The sequence below is a fragment of the Ideonella sp. FW305-24 genome (assembly GCF_058788035.1).
The window spans coordinates 177,428-193,234 of sequence record NZ_JBYTAI010000002.1; the positions used below are offsets into that span (position 1 = coordinate 177,428).

Below are 15,807 nucleotides of genomic sequence, written 5' to 3' on the forward strand. Positions count from 1 at the left end.
ATCAGGCGGCCTCGGCGATGAACGGCTCGGCCACAGCGACCTGCGGCTCGGTCGCCGCAATGCGCATGCCGCCCGCCTGCAGCAGCGCGGCCAGGTCCAGCCGCTGCACCAGCTGCGGCTCGCCGTCGCCGTCGCGCTGGCATTCGGCCAGGCCGGTGATCCACGGCGCGAAGCCCTGGAAGCCATCGGGCGCCGGGTGGTAACGCGCGGGGTCCAGCTCCAGCACCGAAACCACTTCGTCGACCCGCAGGCCCACGTGCAGCGGCGCGCCGTTGGCATGTTGGGCGCGCAAGACCAGCACCGTGCCGTCCACCGCCCGCGCCGGGCCGGGCACGCCCAGCAGCTGGCGCGCGCACAAGACCTGCACCAGCGCCGAGCCACCCGGCAGCGCCACTTCGAGCAAACCCAGCCCGGCAGCACCCGCACCGGGCGTGCGCACCAAGCCACGCGAGGTCGCGGCTTCCAGCACATGCTGCGCCGGCAGTGCATAGCAGGCGCTGCCGACCCGGAACATGGCCAGCTCCTCGGCCTGCGCGCTTGCCACCGGGTGGCTGGCGCGCAGTTCGGCCTGGCCGATGCCGCCGTCGCGGCGCTCGGCCGCGCCCAGGCGCAGGCCGACGACCGCGGCAACGCCGTCGTCATGACCGTCGCTGGTTCGGAATTCACGGTAGCCGCCGGCGGCCATGCGCGCCAGCAAGTAGCGCTGGCCATCGTGGTCGACCGGCGCGGTGGCGCTGCCGGCTTGCGCGATCAGCTCGGGCGGCGCGTCGCCGGCCACGCTCAGCACGCGGCCGTGCGGGTCGACAAAGGCGGCAAAGCCGTCGCGGCCAGCAAGGATGTCGCTCAGCATGGCCTGCAGTTCGCGCACGGCGTTGAAGACGATGGCGATGCCGCCCACCACACGGTGGCTGTCGACCGGGTCGCGCACCGCGGCGAGGTAGGTGTAGGTCGGGCCGCCAGCATGCCAGTCGCTGTCGTCGAAACCGGTGACGGCGTACAGCTCGCTGCCGGAGAGGGCTTCGACCGCGCTTTGCATCGCCGCCGGCACCGACGTGCCGATCAGCGCATCGCCCGGGTCGTCGCCCTGCGGCCCGGCCGACGCGCCGCAGATGCGGCCGTGGCGGTCGAACACGACCAGCCGGCTGTAGACGGTGTAGAGGCCGTTGATGTGGCGCAGCAGCGCGTTCAGCGGCGCGGGGTTGGCAGACGCAGCTTCGTCGGCCAACGCGGCACGCAACAGCGGCGACAAGGCCCACCAGCGGCAATCGTTGGCACGCTCGTAGAGGTTACGGTCCAGGATGTCGGCCGCCAGGCGCGCCATGTCGTGCGCCCGTTGGCGTCCGCGCGCGAGGCCGGTGCCGCCAATCTCGTGAATGGCCTGGTCCACGCGCGCCTGGGTGCGGATGCCGGCGGCGCTGACCTGGCGCAGCACGGCGGTCAGCCGCAGCCGGTCGCCTTCCTGCGTGCGGGCCAGCAGCCGGCCGTTCCAGACCACGCGGCGCAACTCGCGGTTGATCGCATCGGCATCGTCGCGGATGCCGGCCAGTGCGCTGCCGCTGGCAGCCACCGCGTCGGTCGCCGGGTTGCCTTCGGTCGCGTCGCGGCGGCTGGCGAAGGCCGTCAGCAGCGAAACCATGGCCACCGCGCGCCAGCCGGTCGGGCCGGGGTAGCCCTGGTACGGCGTGCCTAGGCATTGCAGGCCCAGGTAATCGCGGCCGGCGAACTGGGTCAGCTGCATGCCGGCGGTGGCGCCAGGCGCCGCCAGCGCAAGGCGCACACCCAGCGGCACGTGGGTCACGTCGCTGCTGGCAATGACACGCTGTTGCCCGTCGACCAGCATCAGTGCGATCTGTGGGCGCTCACCGCCCACGTCGGCAAAGATCCGGCTCATCTCGTCATCAAAACGGAAGCGCAGCAGCAGCACGCCCACCGGCCGGCCGACGGCGTCGGCAATGCGGTGGCCGTACAGCAATGCGGCGGACTGGCCGGTCGCAGCCAGGTCGCTGGCGCCAAAACGTTCGCAGAAACCGGCAGCTGCCAGGGCCTGGGCGACCAGTGGCTCGCGGCTGCGCTGCAGCGCCGGGCGGGCGGCAGGTTCGGCGTCGGTGCTGCCGTCGTCCAGGCGAATCAGCAACGTGCCGTCGGGTGCGCAGAGCAGCACGTCGTCGTAGACGCTGTACTTGCGCTGGTATTCGGCCAGGCGCTCACGCATCGCGGGCGCGTCGGCCGCGCGCTGCGCAGCATCGGCAGCGCAGAAGCGGGCGACAACCTCGTCGGTCGCGAGAAAGCCAACGTCGGCCGTGCGCTCGAACAGGTTGCGCACCAGGATGTCGATGGCGCACTGGGCCTTGGCGGCGAGTTCGTCGGCCAGCTCGGCCTGGGTCTCGTCGGCCATCTGCTCGGTCAGGCGCCGCTGCAGCTGGTCGAAACGTTCTCGCGTGTCGATCAGGGTCGGCAGGATGGTGGCGGCTTCGGCCGGGCAGCTGATGGCGGCGCTGGATTCGATCAGGCGCCAGACCATGCCGAGATCGTGCAGGTCGCGCTCCGCCACCAACACCCGGCGCATGTGCGCGACGAGGTCCTCAGGACAAGTCATGGGTTTACCGTTCACAGTGAGGCATTGCTGCATGCTAGCCAGCGCCCGGAGAGCAGAACCGGCCAAGTACAGGGGAAGTACCGTGCATCTTTGGCAAAGCCCAGGCCATGCCACACTGCCGGCATGCCAGCGCTTGACCCGGCGACGACGCCCACCGCCCAGCCCCTTGTCAATCGATTCAGCGACCGCTGCCCGCGCTGTGGCGGCGGTTTTCACTGCGGCGTGAACGACGCAGGCCCATGCGCCTGCAGCACCCTGAAATTGAGCGACAGCACCCTGGCCGCGCTGCGCCAGCGCTACGGCAGCTGCCTGTGCCTGCGCTGCCTGCAGGCCGTGGCAGCTGGCGCGGACATCGAGCCACTGCCAGGCGCCTGATACAAAAATGGCTTCCCGAAGGAAGCCATTTTTTGTGGGGCGCGCCGGGGGTCAGGCAGCTGCCGGTGCCGGCGTGCGGATCAGGTAGTCGAAGGCCGACAGTGCCGCCTTCGAGCCTTCGCCGGCGGCGATGATGATCTGCTTGTACGGCACCGTCGTCACGTCGCCCGCTGCGAAAACGCCGGCCAGGCTGGTGTGGCACTTGGCGTCGATGATGATCTCGCCGAACTTGCTCAGCTCCAGCGTGCCCTTGAGGAACTCGGTGTTGGGCACCAGGCCGATCTGCACGAACACACCCGACAGATCCAGGTGATGCTCCGCACCGCCCACGCGATCCTTGTAGCGCAGGCCGTTCATCTTCTGGCCGTCACCGGTGACCTCCAGCGTCTGCGCGTTGGTGTGGATGGTGACGTTGGGCATGCTCTTGAGCTTGTCCACGAGCACGGCATCGGCGCGCAGCTGGTCGGCAAACTCCAGCAGCGTGACGCTCTTGACCACGCCCGCCAGGTCGATGGCGGCCTCGACACCGGAGTTGCCGCCGCCGATCACCGCCACGTCCTTGCCCTTGAACAGCGGGCCGTCGCAGTGCGGGCAGTAAGCCACACCCTTGGTCTTGTACTCGTGCTCGCCAGGCACGTTGATGTTGCGCCAGCGCGCGCCGGTGGCCAGGATCACGCTGCGGGCCTTGAGCACGGCGCCGTTGTCCAGCACCACGCTGGCGTAGCCACCGGGCTGCGCCGCAGCCTCCAGCTTGGCCACTCGCTGCAGCGTGATGATGTCCACACCGTAGTGGCGCACATGGGCCTCGAGCGCCGCCGCAAATTTCGGCCCCTCGGTCTCCAGCACCGAAATGAAGTTCTCGATGCCCAGGGTGTCCATGGTCTGACCACCAAAACGCTCGGCGACGATGCCGGTGCGGATGCCCTTGCGCGCTGCGTAGACAGCAGCAGCCGCGCCGGCCGGGCCGCCACCGATGATCAGCACCTCGTACGGGGCCTTCTCGTTGAGCTTGGCGGCTTCGCGCTTGGCCGCGCCGGTGTCGATCTTGGCCAGGATCTCGCCCACTTCCATGCGGCCGTTGCCAAACGGCTGTTGGTTCAGGAAGACGCTGGGCACGGCCATGATCTGGCGGTCTTCGACTTCCTTCTGGAACAGGCCGCCATCAATGGCCACGGCACGGATGCGCGGGTTGAAGACCGCCATCAGGTTCATCGCCTGCACGACATCCGGGCAGTTGTGGCAGGTCAGGCTCATGAAGGTGTCGAAGGCGAAATCGCCATCGATGGCCTTGATCTGCTCCAACACTTCAGGCTCGACCTTTGGCGGATGGCCGCCGGCCCACAGCAGCGCCAGCAGCAGCGAGGTGAACTCGTGACCCATGGGCAGGGCGGCAAAGTGCACGCCCATGTTGTGGCCGACGCGGGTGATCTGGAACGAAGGGCGACGCTCGAAGGTGCCGTCGAAGCGGGCGCTGATCTTGTCCGGCGCGATCGCGGCGATCTCGGTGACCAGCTCGCGGATGTCGGCGGCACCAGCGGAATCGTCCAGGCTGGCAATCAGCTCGATGGGCTGGCTGATGCGTTCGAAGTAGGTGGCGAGTTGCGCTTGGGTGTTGCTGTCCAGCATGGCGTGATCCTTTCGTGGCACTTGTTTCATCAGGGCGAGTTGGTCCCGGCCCTCTTGAAAACCCACCACAGCGGACCGCTGGAACGGGTTTTCAACAGTGCCTGAATTCAGCGAGAAGGTGGGCAAACACGAAGCCCGTCATCACACTCAACCGAGTCCAGCAGCCGCCGCGGATCCGGCTCTGCCGGTCCGCTGGTGGCGCCCCCTCGAAGGGGGAGGCGGCTTGCCGCCTCGGGGGTGGTTAGATTTTTCCGACCAGGTCGATGGACGGTGCCAAGGTCTTGGCGCCTTCCTTCCACTTGGCGGGGCAGACCTGGCCCGGGTTGGCGGCGGTGTACTGGGCGGCCTTCAGCTTGCGCAGGGTTTCCGACACGTCACGGGCGATTTCGTTCGAGTGGATCTCGGCCGTCTTGATGATGCCTTCCGGGTTGATCACGAAGGTGCCGCGCAGCGCCAGGCCTTCTTCCGGGATGTGCACGCCAAAGGCGTTGGTCAGCTTGTGGGTCGGGTCACCCACCAGCGGGAACTTGGCCTTGCCGACGGCCGGCGAGGTTTCGTGCCAGACCTTGTGCGAGAAGTGGGTGTCGGTGGTCACGATGTAGACCTCAGTGCCCGCTGCCTGGAAGGCGGCGTAGTTGTCAGCCGCGTCTTCGATCTCGGTCGGGCAGTTGAAGGTGAACGCGGCCGGCATGAAGATCAGCACGGACCACTTGCCCAGCAGCGATTCCTCGGTGACGGTGATGAACTTGCCATTGTGGAAGGCTTCGGTCTTGAACGGTTGGACTTGGGTGTTGATCAGGGACATGCTTTGGAGCTCCTCTGGCAGTTGGTGGTGGAAGTCAGTCAATCGACAGGACGAATATTAGGCCGGTCGAGCGATGTTTTGGATTGATTGATCGAATGTGGCTGATTGAGTGAGGCTATTGCGAAGCACCAACTTTGCCATTTCTTGCCAAAGCACTTAAGCTTTCGCCATGGGCACGATGAACATCTCGCTGCCGGACAGCCTCAAGGCTTTTGTCGACGCGCAGGTCAGCCAACACGGCTACAGCACGAGCAGTGAATACATGCGGGAGCTGATTCGCCGCGACCAGGACCGCCAGCAGTTGCGCGAGCTGCTGCTCGCTGGCGCAGCATCTGCCCCCACGGTACCGGTCACCCAAGCCTACTTCGACAGCCTGCGAAAGCGGGCTCGCCAGGCAGACAAGCCTGCGCCGCAGGCGTGACGCCCAGACCGGTCATCCCACGCGAACAGGCAAATCGGGATGTTGACGAAGCCCTGGCCCACTATCTCAGCGAAGACGCTGAATCGGCGGCACTGGGCTTCATCGATGCGCTGGAAGACGCGTACACCCACATTGGCCTGCATCCAGCGACAGGTTCGCCGCTTTATGCCCACGAACTGGGCCTGCCCGGTCTGCGAACCTGGATCCTGACCGCCTACCCGCACCTGGTATTCTACATCGAACGCGAGGACCACATCGACGTCTGGCGTGTGCTGCACGGCCTGCGCGACATTCCTTCTGAATTGCAGGAGCCGGCAGACGGCAGAGAGTGAATGCCGGCCGCACAGCCCGGTGCTGCCACAGCCCGGTGCCGACTCAATCGGCCGGCAGCGCCACGACCGAGAAATCGCGAAGTTGCCAGTGACTGGTGGTGGTGCGGAAGGCGAACCAGCCGGACAGGTAGGGCGAAGCGTCGCTGTAGCTGAAGATCAGCTGGCCATTGGCGTACCACTTGAGGTTGGCTGGGTCCGCCGCAGTGGGCTGGCGCGAGACGATGCGCACGGCCACCGGCGTGTTGGCAGTCAGGCTAGTCGCGGCCGTCATGTCGCCAGCCTTGTCGTCGACCGTGGCCGACGCTGGCGTGGCGTAGCCGGTGATCTGCGGGCGGGCGGACGTGCCGTCGTAGCGGCGCAGGCGGGTGCTGGTGTTGCCGTTGGCGCCGAAGCCCACGTAGTACAGGTGCAGCGCGTTGTACGAGGCCAGCACGCCGTCCAGGCCGGCGGCGGTCGGGTCGGGGTTCGTGCCGGTGGGGACGGTGGCGTCCCAAAACACGTTCAGGTCGGAAATGCGGTCCACGTAGGCAGTGCCGGGGAAGGTCACCGGGATCGGCGTGGCGGTGAAGCGGATCTCGTGATTGCCGCTGAACTGCTGCTTGAACCAGATCGTCGCGCCCGCGGGCTGCACGATGTCCAGCACGCCGTCCTTGGCCACCACGGTGCCGGCGGCGTCCTGCTGCTCGACCTGCCACTGGCTGGTGCCGTGGGCGAAGTCGTCGCGGGCCAGTACCTTGTCGTCGTCGCTGCCACCGCAGCCTTGCAGCAAGGCCACGGCCAGCAGGCTGGCGCCGGCCAGGACACGAGGCGCGAATCCACGGGCGCCGGAGGAGAACAAGGAAGGGAAGGTGGGCAACATCAACGCAACGCAGGTGACCTGCCAAATCGGCAGGCCGCGATGGTTTCAGAGCCCCACCAGATTCCCTACGAAGTTTCCCGCATGCCGATAGTTGTATGACGTCTCATGACCAAAGCCGCTGCCCTCAACCGCACTGCCCCACGTAGCCACAGGCAGTGCAAAAGTCGCAACCGTCCTTGTGGATCATGGTCGCGTTGCCGCATTCCGGGCAGGGCTTGCCGGCCATCGGCACGACCTTGTCGGCCACCGAAGTGCGGGGCGCTGGCGAGGCCAGGATGCCCATCTCGCGCAGCGGGAAGCCCTCTTCGTCCAGCACGCCCAGCATCGCGTAGCGGTGGATCACCAGCCTGGCGACATAGGCCACCGTGCTCGGCCAGACCTGCTGGCGTTTCTGCCCAGGGATGGGTGCCATGAAGTGACCCAGCGGCTCGCCGACATTCAGCAGCTTGCGCAGCTTCATGCCGATCCAGGCCGGGTCGATGACCCGCATGTCCAGCGACAGCAGCCGCGCCAGCCCGTCGAACGCGCGTGGGTAGTTGCCGGAGAAGCCGAGCGCACACGGCCGGGTGACGTAGCCGGCCGGCGCGTCCGGGCTGGCCAGCGCCACTTCCTTCAAGGTCAGTGTGAAGGCTTCGCCGGTGGCCGGGTTGTCCACGTCGACCGCCCAGGCCAGCGTGCCCGCCGTGGTGGTGCGCGGCTCGTCGCGGCTGAACATCGCGTCAAGCACCGGCGTCGGCCCGTCCTGCAGCGCGCCCAGCTGCTCGCAGCGCCAGCGGATCACGCTGGCCGTCGCGGCGACCACGCCAGGAAACAACCGCTTCTCCCCGCTGGGCGGGAAGGCCATCTCGAACGCGCGCTCCTCGGCGACGGTCGCCAGCGCGTCGAGCTTGAGCTTGAGCCATTGCGGGTCGTTGACGCGCATGTCCATCGACAGCGTCTTGGCCAGCGCACCCAGGCCACGCGGCTGCTCTGCACCGTTGACCCAGACTTCAAACGGCAGCGTGCGGCCGAACAGCCCGCCGTCCGGCCCGGCTTCGGCCGGCAGTTCGCCGACGAACAGCGCGAAGTCGCCGTGCGGGTGCTGGATCATGTAGCTCCAGGCCGGATTGCCACCGCGCAGTTCCGGTCGGCCCGGCCAGCGCAAGGAAGTGAGCACCGGCTTTGGCAGCTTTTCCAGTTTCAGGCGCTGGTTCGCGCCGTCGGTGGTGAGGGTCGTGAGCGGTGCAGGCGTGGCGCTGGGCGTGGGCTCGACGCTGAGCACAGAGCCCAGGATCGCATTCGGCCGGTAGGTCGCCAGGCCCTTCAGCCCGCTTTTCCACGCCGTCATGTAGAGGTCCTGGAAATCGACGTAGGGGTAGTCCGCCGGCACGTTGACGGTCTTGCTGATGGACGTGTCGATGCAGGGCGCGACCGCCGCGACCATCAGCGCGTGCGCCTCGGCGCTCATCTCCAGCGCGGTGACGAAGGCCTCCGGCAGCGGCGTGTCGGCGCCCTTCAGGTGGCGGAACAGGCGCCAGGCATGGTCCTCCACCGCATATTCCTTGAAGCTGCTGTCGGGCATGCGCTTCTTGCGGGTGTAGGTCCAGCTGAAGGCCGGCTCTATGCCGTTGCTGGCGTTGTCGGCAAAAGCCAGGCTGATGGTGCCGGTAGGTGCAATGGACAGCAGGTGCGAGTTGCGCAGCCCGTGCTTGCGGATGCGGTCCTTCACCGCCTGCGGCAGACGCGAGGCGAAAGTGCCACGCGAGAGGTACAGGTCCGCATTGAACAGCGGGAAGGCCCCTCGCTCCTGGGCCAGGTCCACGCTGGCGTCATAGGCACCGTCGCGCATGATCTCGCTGATCTGCCGCGCCATGTCGCGCGCGGCCGGCGTGTCGTAGCGCAGGTTCAGCATAGCCAGCGCATTGCCGAGGCCGGTGAAGCCCAGCCCCACGCGCCGCTTGTTGGCCGCCTCCTCCTGCTGGCGCGGCAACGGCCAGACGGTCACGTCCAGCACGTTGTCCAGCATGCGCGTGGCCACCTTCACCACCTCGGTGAAACCGGCGGCGTCAAACCGCGCACCGGGTTCGAACGGCTCCACCACGAAGTGAGTCAGGTCAATGGAGCCGAGGCAGCAACAACCATAAGGTGGAAGTGGCTGTTCGGCGCAAGGATTCGTTGCCGCAATCGTCTCGCAATAGCTCAGGTTGTTGTCCTGGTTGATGCGGTCCAGGAACAGCACGCCCGGTTCGGCGTGGTCGTAGGTGGCGCGCATGACCTGGTCCCACAGCGCGCGGGCCGGCACCCGGCGGTAGACCCACAGGCCGTCGCCGCGCTGGTAGGCGCCGGCAGCTTTCTGCTTGGCGCCGGGCTCGGCGCGGTGCAGCAGCTCGACCTCGCCGCCGGCCTGCACGGCTTCCATGAAGACGTCGGTCACGGCAATCGAGATGTTGAAGTTCTTCAGGTCGCCCTGGTCCTTGGCATGGATGAACTCTTCAATGTCCGGGTGGTCGCAGCGCAGCACGCCCATTTGCGCGCCGCGGCGCGAGCCGGCGGACTCGACCGTTTCGCAGGAGCGGTCGAACACGCGCATGTAGCTGATCGGTCCGGAGGCGCTGGACTGGGTGGAGCCGACCCAGGCACCGCGCGGGCGGATGCGCGAGAAGTCATAGCCCACGCCGCCACCGCGGCGCATGGTTTCGGCCGCCTCGGTCAGCGCGGTGTAGATGCCGGGCACGCCGTCTTCTTCGCTGGCGATGGAGTCGCCCACCGGCTGCACGAAGCAGTTGATCAAGGTGGCGCTGAGCGCGGTGCCGGCAGCGGAATTGATGCGGCCGGCCGGCACGAAACCGCGGCGCTGGGCGTCCAGGAAACGCGCGGCCCAGTGGGCTTGCTGTGCAGCGGGTTCCGCGGCGGCAAGCGCGTTCGCAATGCGAGCACGCACTTCGTCGACGCTGCGTTCTTTGCCCTTGGCGTACTTCTCGACCAGCACCTCTTCGCTGATGGCCTGCGGCGGCAGGTTGGCGAGGCTGGGGGCGGCCGGCGGGCGGCGGCCAGTGGTGCTGGAGGTCTTGTTCATGGCGGGCAATGGCGCTGCGGAGGCTGTGGAAATCCACAGCCTCCATGATGAACCAAAGCGGCCTGCCGTGGGGCCTGTCTGCATGCACCCGAGGGTTTTAGCGGCGGCCGCCAGATAGGTCCGGATTTGCGCCACTGATCCGGCTTCAGCCTCGCATTGAAAGCGTCGATAAACAGGGTCGAATCCGCAACACCCGGGCGGGGCGCGTGCCTGCAATGCACGCGAATGGAGACATCCGGCTTTTTTTGGAGGTTCCACGAAGTGAACAAGATGCGACATTGGAAGATCGGGACCCGGCTGCGGCTGGCCTTCGGCCTGATGGCAGCGATGCTGCTGCTGTCCGGCGGCATGGCGCTGGCCAAGCTCAGCACCATGCAGGAAAACGTGCTGCAGGTGACTGACAACTGGCTGCCCAGCGTGACCACGCTGAGCGAGCTGGACGCGCTCATTTCCAAGGCCAGAACCGCCAGCCTGCGCCATGTGCTGGTGGTCGACGTCGAGAACAAGAAGAAGGCCCGCGCGATGCGCGACTCGGCCGTCGAAAAGGAAGTGCCGGAGTTGCTGGCGGCCTACGACAAGCTGGTCTCTTCGCCCGAAGAAGGCGAGCTGAAGAAGCAGCTCGACGAGCAGTGGAAGGCCTACGTGGCGGCTGACAACAAGCTGCTGGCCTCGTCCGAGCGCGGCGAAACCAGCCGGGTGCTGAGCGCCGTGATCGCCACCGGCGACTCGAACGACAAGCTGATGGCCTTGCTCGCGACCCACAAGGCCATGATGGAACTCAACCGCAAGGGCGCAGCCGATGCGCGGGCCGAGTCGGTGCAGGGCTACGAGGCTGCGCGCGTCGCGACCATCTCGTTTGCCGTTGCTGCACTGGCGATTGCCGGCGTGCTGGCCTGGCTGATCACCCGCTCGATCACCATGCCGCTGCAGGCCTCGCTGAGCCTGGCCACCCGCGTGGCCGAAGGCGACCTGACGATGCGCCTGCCGGCCGATGGCCGCGACGAAGTCAGCGCACTGAACCAGGCACTCAATGCGATGGCCGAACGCCTGGCCGAACTGGTCAGGCAGGTGCGCCAGAGCAGCGAAAGCATTGCCACCGGCTCCAGCGAAATTGCCACCGGCAACGCCGACCTGAGCCAGCGCACCGAGCAGCAGGCCGCCAATCTCGAAGAAACCGCTTCTTCGATGGAAGAGCTGACCTCGACCGTCAAGGCCAGCAGCGACACCGCCCAGCAAGCCTCGCAGCTGGCCACCGCGGCCTGCGCTTCGGCGACACGCGGCGGCGAAGTGGTGGGCCAGGTCGTCAGCACGATGAACGAGATCACCAGCAGCAGCCGCAAGATCGGCGAGATCATCGGCACCATCGACGGCATTGCCTTCCAGACCAACATCCTCGCGCTGAACGCCGCGGTGGAAGCGGCGCGGGCCGGCGAGCAAGGCCGCGGCTTTGCGGTCGTGGCCGGCGAAGTGCGCAGCTTGGCGCAGCGCAGCGCCGAGGCGGCCAAGGAGATCAAGAGCCTGATCGGCGCCAGCGTCGAGAAGGTCGAGACCGGTTCACGCCTGGTGGGCAGCGCCGGCACGCAGATGGACGACATCGTCGCCCAGGTGCGCCGCGTGGCCGACCTGATCGGCGAGATCAGCGCCGCCGCCCGCGAGCAGAACGATGGCATCGGCCAGGTCAACACCGCCGTCACGCAGCTGGACCAGGTGACGCAGCAGAACGCCGCGCTGGTTGAGCAGAGCGCCGCCGCGGCCGACAGCCTGAAGCAGCAGGCCGCCAAGCTGGTGACCCTGGTCAGCACCTTCCGGCTGGGCGGTGACGCCGGCCTGCCGCCAGCCGCGCCGCCGGCCCATCACGTGGCCGCGGCACAGGCCATCCGCAGCGCCGCCGCGCCGCGCCCGGCGCCGGCTGCGACGCAGGTCACCACGGCCTCCCCGACTGCACCTGCTGCACCGGCCAAGGCAGAAGTGACCAGACCCGCCGCGCCGCGCCCTGCCGCACCGCCGCCGGCCGCACCTTCGGGCCCCAGCGACGATTGGGAGAGCTTCTGACCGCGCGCTGTCGCGCAGCCTGAACCCGAGGCCGCCTTCATGGTGGCCTTCCGTTGCCACCGGGAGATGCGGGGGCTGGCGCTTGGCCGATACTGCGGCGTCTGCAACGACTGCCGCCGCCATGCCTGCTCACCGCTCTTCGGATCTGCCGCGCCAACTGCTGTCCATCCTGGCGCTGCTGGCCTTGATCGCCACCGGGGTCTGGGTGCTGCGGCCCTTCATCGCGCCGCTGATCTGGGCCACGATGATCGTCGTCTCGACCTGGCCGCTGATGGTGCGGCTTGAAGCGCGGCTCAAGGGCCGGCGCACCCTCGCGGTCGCGCTGATGCTGGTCGCCCTGCTGCTGTTGTTTTTCGTGCCCATCACCGCGGCACTGGTCACGCTGGTGGACCACGCGGACGAGGCGGTAGAGTGGGTGCGCTCACTGCCGCTGGACAAGCTGGCCGCGCCGCCGGACTGGGTGGCCGAGCTGCCGGTGGTGGGCGCCCGGCTGGCCCAGCTGTGGCGCGAATCCGCCGAGGCCGGCGCCAGTGCGCTGCTGGCCAAGCTCAGCCCGTATGCCGGCAGCATGGCGCGCAACATCCTGTCCGAGGCCGGTGCACTGGGCATGATCGGCCTGCAGTTCCTGATGACCATGCTGATCTGCGGCGTGCTGTACGCACATGCCGAATCGGCCGCCGACCTGTGCCGCCGCTTCGCACGCCGGCTGGCCGGGCCGCGCGGCGTGGAAATGGTGCAGCTGGCCGCGATGTCGGTGCGCGGCGTGGCGCTGGGCGTTGTCATCACCGCGGTGGCGCAGGCGCTGCTGGGCGGGCTGGGGCTGCTGGTGGCCGGCGTGCCAGGCGTGTCGCTGCTGACGACCATCATGTTCGTGCTGACCATTGCCCAGATCGGCCCGTTCCCGGTGCTGCTGCTGGCCTGCGGCTGGCTGTTCTGGAAGGGCTACACCGGCTGGGCCATTGCGCTGTTCGTCTGGTCGCTGCTGGTCGGCACGCTGGACAACGTGCTGCGGCCCTGGCTGATCCGCAAGGGCGCAGACCTGCCGCTGCTGCTGATCTTCACCGGCGTGGTCGGCGGCCTGATCGCCTTCGGCCTGATCGGCATCTTCCTCGGCCCGGTGGTGCTGGCCATCACCTACACCCTGATGGGCGCATGGGTCGATGAAGTGCCGGACGAAGACAACCCCGCATGATGCTCGCGCGTTGCCAACACTGGCCGCGCCATGCCCCCAACAGCCGGCCCGCGCCTTGCTCCCAGACCTCGCCGCTGTACAAAGGATTCGCCATGTCGCCTGCGCACTCCCGCTCCCCCGCCCGGCCCGTTCGCGCCGCCCTGCTCGGCCTGGCCTGCGGTGCCTGGTTCACACTGGCCCAGGCCGGCGTGGTCGAGGCCTATTTCCCGGACCCGCGCGCGATGAGCGACGTGCGCGATGCCAATGGCTTCAATGCCGATGTCGAAAAGCCGCTGGGCGACTACCTGCGCACATTGGGAGACAAGCTGCTGGGCGACCGCCGGCTGGTCATCAACGTGATCGACGTGGACCTGGCCGGTCAGTTGGAGCCGGTCGGCCCGCGGCAGGAAATGATCCGCGTGCTGCGTTCGCACACCTGGCCGCGCATCGAGCTGCGCTACCAGCTGAGCGACGCCAACGGCGTGGGCCTGCGCAGCGGCGAAGTTCGGCTGATCGACACCGACTACCTGTCCAACGCCCGCCTGGCCGGCGCCACCGACCCGCTGCGCTATGAGAAGCAGATGCTCAAGGAGTGGTTCATGCGCGAGTTCACCGAACGCTGATCGCCGCTGGACGGGGCTGTCCGCGGCCTGTCCACCACGGGCCGACCCTGGCCTGCCGGCACGGCGATTGCGGGTAGAGTCGCGTCGCCCGTTGCTCACCCCGGCTCCCCCATGCGCCTGCCCAATCTCTTCGCCACCTCCCGCGGCCGCCTGGCCGCGTTTTTCTTCCTCTACATGACCGAGGGCATTCCGCTCGGTTTCGCGGCCACCGCGGTGGCCACGCAGTTGCGGCGGCAAGGCGTGGGGCCGGCCGAGATCGGCGCCTTCGTTGGCTCGTTCTACCTGCCCTGGGCCTTCAAGTGGGCCTTCGGTCCCATCATCGACGTGTTCGCGTCCGAGCGCCTGGGACGGCGGCGCGGCTGGATCCTGGGCACGCAGCTGATCATGGTGGGCACGCTGCTGTCGCTGCTGGCGCTGAAGCTGCCGGACCAGCTGGCGCTGTTCACCATCATCCTGCTGGTGCACAACACCTTCGCGGCGATGCAGGACGTGGCCATTGACGCGCTTGCCGTCAACACGCTGAAGGAAAACGAGCGCGGCACGGCCAACGGCATGATGTTCGCCGGCGCCAACGTGGGCCAGATGATCGGCGGCAGCGGCTCGCTGTTCCTGGCCGGCTACTTCGGCTTCCAGTCCACCTTCTTCTTCGTATCGGCCTGCATCCTGGCCGTCACCGCGCTGGTCGTGCTGCCGCTGAAGGAAGCCGCCAGCCCGGCCCGCATCAAGGCCGCAGGCTCGGCCATGGCCGCGGCGTTCGCCGAGATGCGCGACTTCTCTGTCACTGCCTTCCGCTCCTTCCTCGGCACGCGCGGGGCATTCGCCGGGCTGGCGATGTCGCTGCTGCCGCCCGGCGCGATGTGCCTGGGCCTGGCGCTGCAGAGCAACCTGGCCGTCGAGCTGGGCATGAACGACGACCAGATCGCCTGGCTCAACCTCAGCTCCATGATCTGTGGTGCCAGCGGCAACCTGCTGGGCGGCTACATCTCCGACCGCTGGGGCCGCCGCCGCTCGCTGGGCAGCTACGTCGCGCTGATGAGCGTACCGGTGCTGATCATGGCGGCCATCCTGCAGCAGCATGGCTGGATCATGCCGGCCACGGCCGGTGCCGCCACCCATCCCACGGTCACGCCCTTCCTGATCGGCGCCTACTGGGCCGCGGTGCTGGTCTACAACCTGTTCCAGGGCCTGATGTACAGCGCCTCCACCGCGCTCTACATGGACGTGACCAACCCGCGCGTGGCCGGCACCCAGTTCACCGCCTACATGGCGATGTTCAACCTGACCATCTCGTACAGCGCGACCTGGCAGGGCATTGCCATCGAAAGCGTGGGCTATCCCAAGACCATGCTGATCGACGCCTTCTTCGGCCTGGTCTTCATCTCGCTGCTGCCCTTCACGCAGCGCCGCGCCAGCGACCCGGCCGGCTTCTCCGACCACCATGCCTCCGGCCGCGCTCGCAAGCTGGCGCTGGGCCTGGCGGCGATGAACCTGCTGTGGGTGCCGCTGTTCGCCAACCAGGCGCTGCTGGGCGCGGCACTCCCAATCGCGCAGATCTTCTACTCGCTGATCTTCATTGGCTCGGCGCTGTTCCTGCTGGCCGGCGGCATGGTGCTGCGCGAGTCGCATCCGGTGCTGGCGCGCTGGGGCAAGTGGTTTGCGCCCTTGCTGCTGCTGATGGTGGCACGCAACCACCTGGACACGCTGGCCGGCTGGCTGGGCCAGACCGAGGCGACGCTGCAGTCATCGAGCGCGCCCTTCTTCTACGCCGTGCCGGTGCTGGCCGCCGTGTTGTTGCTGCAGTTGGCCCGCGAGCACTGGCAGGCGCTGGCGCAGTTGGACGCGGACGACACGAGCGATGCAGACCTGGCGTCGCGCGGCGCGGTCTGACGGAA

General features: G+C 67.9%; 12 protein-coding genes. 7 read left to right on the forward strand and 5 right to left on the reverse strand.

Annotated elements, in window-relative coordinates:
* Nucleotide 1: 1 nt before the first annotated feature.
* Nucleotides 2-2,596, reverse strand: a complete 2,595-nt coding sequence (locus tag AC3WR5_RS06550; protein ID WP_231011946.1) for a chemotaxis protein CheW — start codon at nucleotides 2,594-2,596, stop codon at nucleotides 2-4.
* Between the two features lie 123 nt (nucleotides 2,597-2,719).
* Here AC3WR5_RS06550 and AC3WR5_RS06555 point away from each other — a divergent pair, with 123 nt between their 5' ends.
* Nucleotides 2,720-2,971 carry a cysteine-rich CWC family protein gene (locus tag AC3WR5_RS06555; protein ID WP_492482893.1) on the forward strand — a complete coding sequence of 84 codons (252 nt, stop codon included), beginning with the start codon at nucleotides 2,720-2,722 and terminating at the stop codon, nucleotides 2,969-2,971.
* A 51-nt stretch (nucleotides 2,972-3,022) separates the two neighbouring features.
* Here the strand turns inward: AC3WR5_RS06555 and ahpF are convergent, their stop codons facing one another.
* Together ahpF and ahpC are read right to left on the reverse strand one after the other, a co-directional pair.
* A complete protein-coding gene (ahpF, locus tag AC3WR5_RS06560) occupies nucleotides 3,023-4,597 on the reverse strand; it encodes an alkyl hydroperoxide reductase subunit F (protein WP_492482895.1) in 1,575 nt (524 codons plus the stop codon).
* A 241-nt stretch (nucleotides 4,598-4,838) separates the two neighbouring features.
* The gene (gene ahpC, locus AC3WR5_RS06565) at nucleotides 4,839-5,402 is read right to left on the reverse strand and encodes an alkyl hydroperoxide reductase subunit C (protein WP_141287820.1); all 564 of its coding nucleotides are present in this window, start codon (nucleotides 5,400-5,402) and stop codon (nucleotides 4,839-4,841) included.
* Nucleotides 5,403-5,571: 169 nt separating this feature from the next.
* Here ahpC and AC3WR5_RS06570 point away from each other — a divergent pair, with 169 nt between their 5' ends.
* A complete protein-coding gene (locus AC3WR5_RS06570; protein WP_492482897.1) occupies nucleotides 5,572-5,823 on the forward strand; it encodes a type II toxin-antitoxin system ParD family antitoxin in 252 nt (83 codons plus the stop codon).
* Nucleotides 5,820-6,155, forward strand: coding sequence for a type II toxin-antitoxin system RelE/ParE family toxin (locus AC3WR5_RS06575; protein ID WP_492482899.1), 336 nt, complete (start codon nucleotides 5,820-5,822; stop codon nucleotides 6,153-6,155). The genes AC3WR5_RS06570 and AC3WR5_RS06575 overlap by 4 nt, the downstream gene beginning before the upstream one ends.
* 43 nt (nucleotides 6,156-6,198) lie before the next feature.
* On the opposite strand, the gene AC3WR5_RS06580 is transcribed toward AC3WR5_RS06575, so the two are convergent.
* Both AC3WR5_RS06580 and AC3WR5_RS06585 read right to left on the reverse strand, forming a co-directional pair.
* A complete protein-coding gene (locus AC3WR5_RS06580; RefSeq protein ID WP_492482901.1) occupies nucleotides 6,199-6,993 on the reverse strand; it encodes a DUF6250 domain-containing protein in 795 nt (264 codons plus the stop codon).
* Nucleotides 6,994-7,138: 145 nt separating this feature from the next.
* A complete protein-coding gene (locus AC3WR5_RS06585; RefSeq protein WP_492482903.1) occupies nucleotides 7,139-10,069 on the reverse strand; it encodes an adenosylcobalamin-dependent ribonucleoside-diphosphate reductase in 2,931 nt (976 codons plus the stop codon).
* Nucleotides 10,070-10,339: 270 nt separating this feature from the next.
* Here AC3WR5_RS06585 and AC3WR5_RS06590 point away from each other — a divergent pair, with 270 nt between their 5' ends.
* The 4 genes from AC3WR5_RS06590 (at nucleotide 10,340) to AC3WR5_RS06605 (ending at nucleotide 15,802) form a co-directional block, all read left to right on the forward strand.
* The gene (locus AC3WR5_RS06590) at nucleotides 10,340-12,121 is read left to right on the forward strand and encodes a methyl-accepting chemotaxis protein (RefSeq protein ID WP_492483561.1); all 1,782 of its coding nucleotides are present in this window, start codon (nucleotides 10,340-10,342) and stop codon (nucleotides 12,119-12,121) included.
* Nucleotides 12,122-12,242: 121 nt separating this feature from the next.
* The gene (gene ydiK / locus AC3WR5_RS06595; protein ID WP_492482905.1) at nucleotides 12,243-13,313 is read left to right on the forward strand and encodes an AI-2E family transporter YdiK; all 1,071 of its coding nucleotides are present in this window, start codon (nucleotides 12,243-12,245) and stop codon (nucleotides 13,311-13,313) included.
* Between the two features lie 92 nt (nucleotides 13,314-13,405).
* Nucleotides 13,406-13,915, forward strand: a complete 510-nt coding sequence (locus AC3WR5_RS06600) for a DUF3016 domain-containing protein (RefSeq protein ID WP_170201019.1) — start codon at nucleotides 13,406-13,408, stop codon at nucleotides 13,913-13,915.
* A gap of 111 nt (nucleotides 13,916-14,026) precedes the next feature.
* Nucleotides 14,027-15,802, forward strand: a complete 1,776-nt coding sequence (locus AC3WR5_RS06605; RefSeq protein WP_492482907.1) for an MFS transporter — start codon at nucleotides 14,027-14,029, stop codon at nucleotides 15,800-15,802.
* Nucleotides 15,803-15,807: the final 5 nt, after the last annotated feature.